The organism is uncultured Aquabacterium sp. (assembly GCF_913773725.1).
Classification (GTDB): Bacteria; Pseudomonadota; Gammaproteobacteria; order Burkholderiales; family Burkholderiaceae_C; genus Aquabacterium.
The window spans coordinates 1-9564 of record NZ_CAJYGK010000024.1; the positions used below are offsets into that span (position 1 = coordinate 1).

Annotated in this window: 11 protein-coding genes; 6 read left to right on the plus strand and 5 right to left on the minus strand. The window is 62.4% G+C overall.

Annotation, left to right across the window (positions count from 1 at the left end; translation table 11 throughout):
* The 4 genes from QZ709_RS02705 to QZ709_RS02720 form a co-directional block, all read left to right on the plus strand.
* Positions 1-1097 (plus strand): copper resistance system multicopper oxidase (locus tag QZ709_RS02705; protein WP_294635819.1); only part of this gene is annotated, 1097 nt, incomplete at its 5' end.
* Positions 1098-1122: 25 nt separating this feature from the next.
* Positions 1123-2103 (plus strand): copper resistance protein B, encoded by a 981-nt coding sequence (locus QZ709_RS02710; RefSeq protein ID WP_005408883.1) that lies wholly within the window; start codon positions 1123-1125, stop codon positions 2101-2103.
* Positions 2104-2140: 37 nt separating this feature from the next.
* Complete coding sequence (locus tag QZ709_RS02715; RefSeq protein WP_003090303.1) at positions 2141-2626, plus strand: DUF411 domain-containing protein; 486 nt, start codon at positions 2141-2143, stop codon at positions 2624-2626.
* A 33-nt stretch (positions 2627-2659) separates the two neighbouring features.
* Positions 2660-2932 carry a DUF2933 domain-containing protein gene (locus QZ709_RS02720; protein WP_003097518.1) on the plus strand — a complete coding sequence of 91 codons (273 nt, stop codon included), beginning with the start codon at positions 2660-2662 and terminating at the stop codon, positions 2930-2932.
* A 302-nt stretch (positions 2933-3234) separates the two neighbouring features.
* On the opposite strand, the gene QZ709_RS02725 is transcribed toward QZ709_RS02720, so the two are convergent.
* From QZ709_RS02725 to QZ709_RS02745, 5 genes are all read right to left on the minus strand, one after another.
* Positions 3235-3519, minus strand: a complete 285-nt coding sequence (locus QZ709_RS02725; RefSeq protein WP_038215044.1) for a CopK family periplasmic copper-binding protein — start codon at positions 3517-3519, stop codon at positions 3235-3237.
* Between the two features lie 575 nt (positions 3520-4094).
* Complete coding sequence (locus tag QZ709_RS02730) at positions 4095-4355, minus strand: heavy-metal-associated domain-containing protein (protein ID WP_043387409.1); 261 nt, start codon at positions 4353-4355, stop codon at positions 4095-4097.
* Positions 4356-4585: 230 nt separating this feature from the next.
* Positions 4586-4933, minus strand: coding sequence for a DUF4148 domain-containing protein (locus QZ709_RS02735; protein ID WP_038215041.1), 348 nt, complete (start codon positions 4931-4933; stop codon positions 4586-4588).
* Between the two features lie 328 nt (positions 4934-5261).
* The gene (locus QZ709_RS02740) at positions 5262-6671 is read right to left on the minus strand and encodes a heavy metal sensor histidine kinase (RefSeq protein WP_294635820.1); all 1410 of its coding nucleotides are present in this window, start codon (positions 6669-6671) and stop codon (positions 5262-5264) included.
* Positions 6672-6673: 2 nt separating this feature from the next.
* The gene (locus tag QZ709_RS02745; RefSeq protein WP_038213848.1) at positions 6674-7357 is read right to left on the minus strand and encodes a heavy metal response regulator transcription factor; all 684 of its coding nucleotides are present in this window, start codon (positions 7355-7357) and stop codon (positions 6674-6676) included.
* A gap of 492 nt (positions 7358-7849) precedes the next feature.
* On the opposite strand from QZ709_RS02745, the gene QZ709_RS02750 reads away from it, so the two are divergent.
* Positions 7850-9280 (plus strand): TolC family protein, encoded by a 1431-nt coding sequence (locus tag QZ709_RS02750; RefSeq protein WP_294635821.1) that lies wholly within the window; start codon positions 7850-7852, stop codon positions 9278-9280.
* Positions 9281-9296: 16 nt separating this feature from the next.
* The coding region (locus QZ709_RS02755; RefSeq protein WP_294635822.1) for a twin-arginine translocation signal domain-containing protein at positions 9297-9564 on the plus strand (268 nt) is incomplete at its 3' end.

Genomic DNA, 9564 nt, shown 5'->3' on the forward strand with positions numbered 1-9564 from the left:
CGCTGACCTATCTGGCCAACGGCGTCACCCCCGCCGGCAATTGGACGGCGCTGTTCCGACCGGGTGAGCGCGTGCGGCTGCGCATGGTCAACGGTGCGGGCAACACCTTCTACGACGTACGCATTCCCGGACTGAAACTCACGGTGGTGCACGTCGATGGTGTTGACGTGGAGCCGGTGACGGTCGATGAGTTCCGATTCGGTCCGGGCGAAACCGTCGATGTGATCGTCCAGCCACGGGATGACGCTTACACGATCTTCGCCCAGGCGATGGACCGGACAGGCTACGCGCGGGCCACGCTGGCCGTGCGTGAAGGTCTTCAAGCTCCCGTGCCTGCCCTCGATCCGGTCGAATGGCTGACCATGAACGACATGATGGGCAGCATGATGGGGGGCATGGACCACGGCGGGTCCGGCCAAGCCATGGAGATGACGGGCATGACCGGGATGACCGGGATGACCGGGATGGATCATGGGGCGATGGCTGGCATGAATCACGGCGCCATGAACCACGGTGGCATGGCGATGGATCACAGCCAACACGCCGCGGCTGCGGGGGGACTGGCCGTGCCCAGCACTACTGCTCGCCACGCTCGCACCGAGTATGGTGCCAGCACGGACATGCGCGTTGACATGGCGCGCACCAACCTCGATGACCCCGGCATCGGACTGCGCAACAACGGTCGGCGCGTGTTGACCCTCGCGGATCTGCATACCCCGTCGGGGCCGCTGGACAAGAGAGGCCCTGGCCGGGAGGTCGAACTGCACCTCACGGGCAACATGGAACGCTACGCATGGTCCCTGGACGGGCTGGAGTTCGGAAAGTCCACGCCGGTGCACTTCAAACACGGCGAGCGGCTGCGGGTCATTCTGCACAACGACACCATGATGACCCATCCCATGCACCTGCACGGCATGTGGAGCGAGCTGGAAAGCCCCGACGGTCGCTTCCTTGCGCGCCGCCACACCCTGCCGGTGCAGCCGGCACAACGCATCAGCTTCCTGGTGACAGCCGACGCGCTCGGCCGCTGGGCGTGGCACTGCCACCTGATGTTCCACATGGATGCCGGCATGTTCCGCGAAGTCGTGGTGTCTTGAACCCAGCGCACAAGGAAGACCAAGAATGTCCAAAGCACTCCCCACTCGCGCACTGGCCACGACGCTTCTGGCCCTGGTAAGCGTCGCCGCCCAGGCACAAGCACAGAACGACCATGCAGCGCACGGCCAGGCCGACGCTCAAACGGCCGCGCCATCCACTCAGACCGTGGCTCCTGCCGCCGACCCGCACGCGGGTCACGCGACGTCGGCGAGCGGCTCGACCGCGGCCCCGGCCATGGATCACGGCAACATGCAGATGCAGGGCGGGTCGGCGCCTCCTGACGCCCGCGATCCGCATGGCTACTCCAATGGCCTGACATTGGGATCGGGCGACTACGCCGTACCCGGTGTGCCGCGGCTGATGCTGGCCGACGAACACAGGTTCTTTTCGTTGCGCGGCGAAACCCTGGAACGCCGCTTCACGCGCAAAGGGGACGATTCCACGGCCTACGACCTCCAGGCGTGGTATGGGACGACCTACAACAAGGCCGTCGTGAAGGCCGAAGGCGATATCGCCAAAGGAAAGCTCGAAGAATCGCGTACCGAGCTTCTCTGGGGGCACGCCGTCGCACCGTACTGGGACACCCAGCTCGGCGTTCGGGTGGATAACGGAGAAGGCCCGAGCCGTCAATGGTTGGCTTTCGGCATCCAGGGCCTCGCCCCCTACTGGTTCGAGCTGGAGGCGACGGGCTACGTGGGAAGTGGCGGACGTACGGCGCTGCGTGTCGAAGGAAGCTACGAGCTGCTGCTGACCCAGCGACTGATTCTGGAGCCTCGTGCCGAATTGCAGTTCTATGGCAAGGACGACCCGGAACGCGGTATCGGCAAGGGCTTGGCCGAAGCGTCTGCTGGCTTGCGCCTGCGCTATGAATTCAGTCGCCAGTTCGCCCCCTACATCGGCGTGGAACGGGCGGGCAGCTTCGGACGCACCGCGGACTATGTGCGCGCCGAAGGTGGCCGCGCGCAGCAGACGCGCTGGGTGGCTGGCGTGCGATTCTGGTTCTAGAACCTTGTGGGTTTGATCATCTGATGAGAGGCAATCTATGAACATGCACTACGACAGAAGCCAGGGCAAAGTGCCGAGACGCCAAGCATTGATCGCTGGCTTGTTGGTGATGGCACTCGCAGGACCGAGCCTGGCGCAGAGCCGACCGATCGCCAAGGTGTGGAAGGACCCGAGCTGCGGTTGCTGCAAGGACTGGGTCTCACACCTGCAAGGCGCAGGCTTCGATGTGCAGGTTCTTGACACCGGGAACACGGCAGCGCGCACGCGGCTGGGCATCCCGCAGAAGTACGGTTCGTGCCACACGGCGCAGATCGGCGGCTATGCCATCGAGGGTCATGTGCCTGCCTCGGACATTCAACGCTTGCTGCGCGAAGCCCCGCAGGCCATCGGCCTCGCGGCGCCCGGCATGCCGGTCGGTTCGCCCGGCATGGATGGTCCGGCCTATGGTGGACGCAAGGACGCCTACGACGTGCTGCTGATCGGGAAAAACGGTAGTAGCACGGTCTATCAGTCGCATCGCTGACCATCCATCAACCCTTTTCCGTGGAGATATGCCATGCAGCATCAGCACACACAGACCCCCAGCGATCGTCCCCGGTTCTGGCGATCGCGCTACGGCGTGGCGTTCCTCATCATCGCCGCTGTCGCCGCGTATTTCCTGCTCAAGGAGCACACGGCACATGTTGCCGGCTATCTCCCCTTCCTGCTGCTGGCGGCTTGTCCGCTGATGCACCTGTTCATGCACCGTGGTCACGGCCACGGCGGACACGATCATGCCGCGCGTCAGGGTAAGGAAGGTGCCGCAGCCTCCAAGGAGCAGAAGCAATGAGTCGAGGCACTCGCACCGTGCGAGCACGCGACGCCGCGCTTGTCTCCTTGCGCGCCTGCGGCCTGCTGCGATCACCAGACAGCGATGAGCAAGAAACGAGTCCAGCGCGTCTGTGACGGCGCCCTCTGTTGCCCCCTCTGCAACATTCGTACGGGCACCACAAACGTGTTTGTCTTCAGGGCCCACCGGACCTCTCACCCCAGTGACCAGCCGGGATGCTCGCGGCGTGCAACGCCAGTGGCCTCACAGCCCATATGTAGAACTGTAAGGCTGCGACACAAGCTCAGCCGAGTGCCGCTGAGTCAGCCGCGATGCCCCTTCCGAAGCAAAGAGTAGAGGCGTGCAACTTCATTGCTGGTGATGGCGATGTTCCGGCCGTCCTTCGCAACCACGGACGTACCGATCTTCTGATATGTCGCGCGGCCAAAACGGTCTTCCTGCGCCATGAGGCCGTCTTTGAAGATGTAGAGCGTTCCTCCATCGGCCAACGGAATCATCTCCTTGGCAGCCTGGACTGCGGCATCACCGGCGAATGCCGGTGCGGAAAGCGCGCCCAACAGAGTGGCGAGGACGATATAAGACTTCATGATCAGCTCCTTTGTGAAACGACGGCAACTTGCGTCGCGTCATCACTGTAGGAGCTTGTCGCTTTCCAAGCGATTGCGCCATGATTACATTGCGTTAATGCGGCGTCCCCAAAGAGACAGGCTCTGCAAGCAGCGAACACACCGAAACGGCATGCTCCCGCCGAAAGCCCTTGGACCACCGGCTCGTCATAGGACTTCCCGCTCGCAGTAAATGGCCCATCCAAGGCGTGTTCACCGAGCAAGCCGGGCGACGTTGGCACACGAGCCCTGGGCCACTCGCACATCAAGCACCTGATTTTGGCCACGCGGACGGGGCTCTGCATGCGTGCCGTCAACCGAAGTAGTACAGCCCGAGCTGTTCCGTGCCCGAGCGCTCAGAGACATCCACGCGGCTGCACCACCTTGGTCGACGACATCGACTGAAATGCCACGGCCATCAGTTCAAGCTCCACCCGCGCTCTTTCAAACGGGGACACGCGGGTCAACGGTGGGCCTTGCGCCGAAGGAACGGTCGGCCAGACCATAGTAGTCCGCCCAGACAGGCTCACGTGAGCGTGCAGGCTCTTGCCCCGCAATCAGTGGCAGGAGCCGCAGCAGCCCCCTCGCTTGACAGCGGATGCCGGCGCAGCAGCCGGCGCGTTCACCTGAGCGGGCGAATACCCAGCGTCGGCAATCGCCTTCTGGACGATGCCCGCGTTCGCATCGGTTGCCACGCTCACCAAATGGCGGCCCAGGTCGACCTGGACATCTGCACCTGGGTCGATGGTCTTGACCGCCTTGGTGATGGTGCTGGCGCAATGGCCGCAGGTCATATCGTTCACTTCGAATGCAAGCATTGGTTCTCTCCGTCAGTGGTTAGGTGCTGCTGACTCTAGACCTTGCCATCGTGGCAATGTCAAGTGTCAGTTTCTGGCCTCCCATCGAGGGCCCACTCCAAGCGGAGCAGACGCTGGGCTTCTCATCGAGCATCTCGTACAAGATGAAGCCGCCGCGGCGCTGCGCGGCGGCTTCATCTTGTACGAGGTTGGATGCTCTTCGGCTCTCCGCCGTTCGCCCTAACCGACAATCAGCCTCCACTGTAGAGCTGCATGCGTGCGTTCCGCTCCGCCGGCGTCTCGCTCAGCAGCTCGCGAACCACTTCTTCGCGCGTCTTGCCCGGTCCGGCACTGGGCACCGGAGGCGGGTAGCTGCCCTCGCCGAAATTGAGGAGTCCCTGCTGTACCGCAGCCTCGGCCTCGGCTCGGACCTGCGCACGGGTTTTCTCGCTCTTGAAGTGGTCCGCGTGAACGACCACGCCGACTTCGTCGCTAGTCGGATGCAAGTATTCAGCCGAGGCCATTCCCGGCAACCCCAGGGCGGCAGCCGCGGCTACGGCTGCAATCATGGAAGAGATGGAGTGGCTACGTTGAGTCATGATAGGAGTCCTTGTAAAAGTCGATGAACTTGCATCTCCCGTCCGCTTGGTAGGCGATGAGGAGATGTGTTCATCGTAGAGACCGCTACCCAACAGAAGCGGGACAGCACGGTGAGATTTCTGTCAGCTTTCCCGAGCGTGATAGCGCCACCGCTCCGAAGATTCGGAAGGCGAGATCAGGCTCAGCGACCAGGTGTTGAAGCGGCCTCTAGGACAAGACACAACGCCGAGTTGGATACTCCAGCAATGAAGGCGCATGACACAGTGGAATGATTGGGCCAAGCCGCGCTATGCATCGCCCTCGCCCGATCCGATCACCCTTGGCACCTCAGGATTGTGGATGGGCGTTGCGATGGGGAAACCACAGCGTGAAGCACGTATGTCCTCGGGATGAGGCTGCGTCGACGCTGCCGCCGTGGGCCTCTGCAATGGCACGCGTGATGGCCAAGCCCAAGCCGCTTCCATCGGAGTCAGGATGGGCACGCGAGGGGTCGGCGCGATAGAAGCGATCAAACAAGCGGGGCAGGACTTTGGGATCAATATCTTGCCCCGTGTTCTCCACCGCTACTGAGGTAGCGTGGCCAGTGCTCGAAATGCCGATTGTGATTGCGCCTGCATTCGGGGTGTAGCGCAAAGCGTTGGAGAGCAGGTTGCTCAGCGCGCGGCGGAACATCAAGCGATCGCCATCAATTTGGCCATCGCCGTGTAGCTGTAGTTGGATGGCTTTCTCCTCCGCTACCGCCTCGTAGAAGTCCAGCAATGCCTGGGCTTCCTTGCGCGCGGAGAACACCTCCTTGTGCGGCAGATCGACGCCGCGCTCAGTCTTCGCCAGGAACAGCATGTCGGACACCATGCGAGCCAGCCGCTGAAACTCCTCGGCGTTGGAGGCCAGGGTGTCACGATACGTCGCGGCGTCGCGCTTGGTCGCCAGCGCCACTTGCGTTTGGGTCAGAAGATTGCTGATGGGCGTGCGCAATTCATGAGCCAGATCGGATGAGAAGTCTGTCAGCCGCTGAAAGTCATCCTGCAGCCGATCGAACATGCGATTGAGTTCCTGCGCAAGGTCTGCCATTTCTACCGGCACAGCCCCTACTGGCATGCGCTCGGACAGCCTATGGCTTGTCACCACTGCGGCGCGTGACTTCATCTCGCGCAGCGGTGCCAACCCCTGGCGCGCAGCCAGCCAGGACAGTAAGCCGCATACAACGATGGCTGCGGCGACATACAAGGCCAAGCTGCTACGCAGACCATCCAGGAACTCGGTGTGGTGTTTGGTATCTGTCGCGATCAATACCTGCAGCGCCGATGCAGAGTAGCCCGAAAGCGACTGGAAGCTCAGCGTGTGAAACTCGGCATCGTGGTTGCGCCACACCCCAAATGTCCCCTTCGCATCGGTGTGGATGGCTTTACTACGCTGCACACCAAGCTCGGAATGTGAGGACTGAAAAACGGTCTCCTGATGAGCATCTTTTACCAAGACATAGAGATCATGGTGGTATCCCAAAGCGTCGCTCAAGCGGGCGCGCGCGTCGTTCACAGAATTGGCATTACCCAGAATTTCCTCGATCAACTGCCTCTTGTCCTCTAAAGCCATCTGATCGAGCACGACAAAATGACGCTGAGTCTCTGCCAGGAACAACAATCCCAGCCCGAGCACGACGATAGCCGCCACCACTGTAAAAAACAGGGTTAAACGGCGGGTCAACGAAAGCCTGCCCAGGCGCTGTTGTCGCTGCACCTTTATTCCTCCTCTGGTACGTCCAGCACGTAGCCCATGCCCCGCACGGTCTGGATGAGCTTGACGGCATGCCCCTCATCTATCTTCACGCGCAAGCGGCGCATCGCCACTTCGATGACATTGGTGTCGCTGTCAAAGTTCATGTCCCAGACCTGCGAGGCGATCAGGGAGCGTGGCAGCACTTCACCATGGCGGCGCATCAGCAGCTCCAGCAAGCCAAACTCCTTGGCTGTCAAGTCAACACGCTTGCCGTTGCGGGAGACACGGCGACGCAACAGATCCAGCTCCAAATCGGCCACCTTGAGCATGGTGCCCTCGTTGCCGGCATGACCGCGCCGCAGAATGATCCGAACCCTGGCCAGCAGCTCCGCGAACGAGAAGGGCTTGACAAGGTAATCATCCGCCCCAAGCTCCAGCCCTTTGACCCGATCCTCCACTTGGTCGCGGGCGGTCAGGAACAGGACGGGCATCTCAAGGCCACGGTCGCGCAGGGACTGCAAGACCTGCCAGCCATTCAACCCCGGCAGCATGACGTCCAGGATCACCAGGTCGTACTCACCTTGCAAAGCCAGATGCAGCCCGTCTGCGCCGTTAGGCACAAGGTCCGAAACGTATCCCGCTTCGGTCAATCCCTGCCGGAGGTACTCCCCCGTCTTGGGCTCGTCTTCAACAACCAATATCTTCACGTTCGCTCTCCGTTCACAGCATTGAACGAGAGTGTGCCGAACTCAAAGCGTCCTGACATGAAGATAACAACAATGTAATGTCCGGAACATCTGGGTGACAGGGTTCCCTCTCCAGAATCTTCACATCGTGAGATCAAAGATTCTTGCAGAGGAAACCATGGTCACTTCTAATCTTTCGCCGTCTTTCAGGGCGTCCCTGCCCTGGGTTTTGGCGCTGTTCGCGGGGGCGTCTTTCGCTCAAGCCTCACCGCCGGAGGCAGCGTCGCAGCCCACACTGCTGACGACGCTGCAGTACTCATCGCCAATCCAGGCTTACCAAGGCTACGTGGAGCAGCCAGTGCAGTCCTGGCGAACAGCCAATGATCGCGTCGGGCAGATCGGGGGTTGGCGCACCTACGCCAAGGAAGCCAAGACGCAGGCGCCGTCGTCGCCATCCCAGGATGCTGCTCCCGTCAGTGATCCGCATTCGAGCCATCACGGTGGAGGCAAGCAATGATGGGATTGGGTACCACTCATGCCAGATTGGCCCTGTCCGGCCTTGGCTTCGCCGTTCTGACCGGATGCGCCAGCGTCAGCTTGGATCAGAACATCAGCCGCGTGAACGACGAAGCCAGCGCGTTCACCGAAGGCAAGCTCTCGCTCGCACGCAGTCAGGACGACCGCGACCAGCGCGCGCAAGCCGCTCAGGCCCTGCTCGCTCAGCCCGTGGGACAGAAAGAGGCCGTTCAGTTGGCCTTGGTGAACAGCCCCTCCTTGCAAGCTCTGCTGGCGCAGGGTTGGGCGGAGTCGGCCGACGCGGCCCAAGGAGGCCGGATCGCCAACCCGATCTTCAGCTTTGAGCGCATGGTCGCGGGCGACGAACTGGAGCTGGGCCGTGCCTTGGCATTCGGCCTGCTGGACGTGCTGACGCTTCCAGCCCGGTACAACGTGGCGACCCGGCGCATCGAGCAGTCGCAGTTGCGCTTGAGCAGCGACGTGGTGGATCAGGTCACCCAGGTACGTCAGGCATGGGTGCGGGCCGTGGCCGCCCAGCAAGCACTCAAGTATGCCAAGCAGGTCTATGAAAGCGCGGAGGCCGGAGCCGAGTTGGCCAAGCGCATGCAAGGCGTTGGCAACTTCAACCGGATCACACGTGCTCGCGAGCAGGCCTTCTACGCTGACGCCGCCACCCGGCTCAGCACCGCAGGGCACCAGGCGACGGCCAGCCGGGAAGAACTCGTGCGCCTGCTTGGGCTCGATGAGGCCCAGGCGCAAGCGCTTCGCCTGCCCGAGCGACTCCCCGACCTTCCCAAAGAGCCGCTGCAGCCGCAGGCTGTTGCCACGCAGGCCTCCAGAGCGCGCCTGGACATTCGGCTGGCGCAGGCCTCGTTGGATAGCGCGGCCAAGGCCCAGGGTCTGAACCTGGTGACCAGCTTCACCGATATCGAACTCACTGGGCGTCGCAACACGACCTTTGACAACGCTGAGGGCACTCGTTCTACTGCGCGCGGCTGGGAAATCGCCGTACGCCTTCCGATCTTCGATTGGGGCGGGATACAGCGTGATGCGATGAACGCACGGACCTTGGCCGCAGCCAACCAGCTCGAAGCCACCGTGCGCGCAGCAGGCTCCAGCCTGCGGGAAAGCTACTCGGCCTACCGCACGGCCTACGACGTGGCCCGTCACCACCGCGATGAAGTCGTGCCGCTGCGCAAGGTGATCTCGGAGGAAAACCAGCTTCGCTACAACGGCATGCTGATCAGCGTTTTCGAGCTGCTGGCCGATGCGCGCGATCAGGTCAGCGCCGTCTCCGCTGCCATCGACGCACAGCAGCAGTTCTGGCTGGCCGACGCCGCCATGCAGGCGTCCGTGATCGGACGCCCCACGAGCACCAGCCTGTCCGTCGCATCCAGTTCACCCGGCGGCGGCGACGCCGGCCATTGAAGCAAAGAACATCATCATGACATCCAGACGAGATTTTTTTAAGTTTGCCGGCATCGCAGGTGGCGCTGTTGCGGCGAGCTCGGTCAGCCGTGTGGCCATGGCGGCATTGCCCGAGCCGGTGATCCAGACCAGCCCGAACACCATGGCGCCGCTGGTGCCCAACTCGGGGCGGCCCTACAACCCGGTGGTCACACTTAACGGCTGGACACTGCCGTGGCGGATGAATCAGGGCGTCAAGGAGTTTCACCTGGTCGCCGAGCCTGTGGTGCGCGAGATGGCGCCTG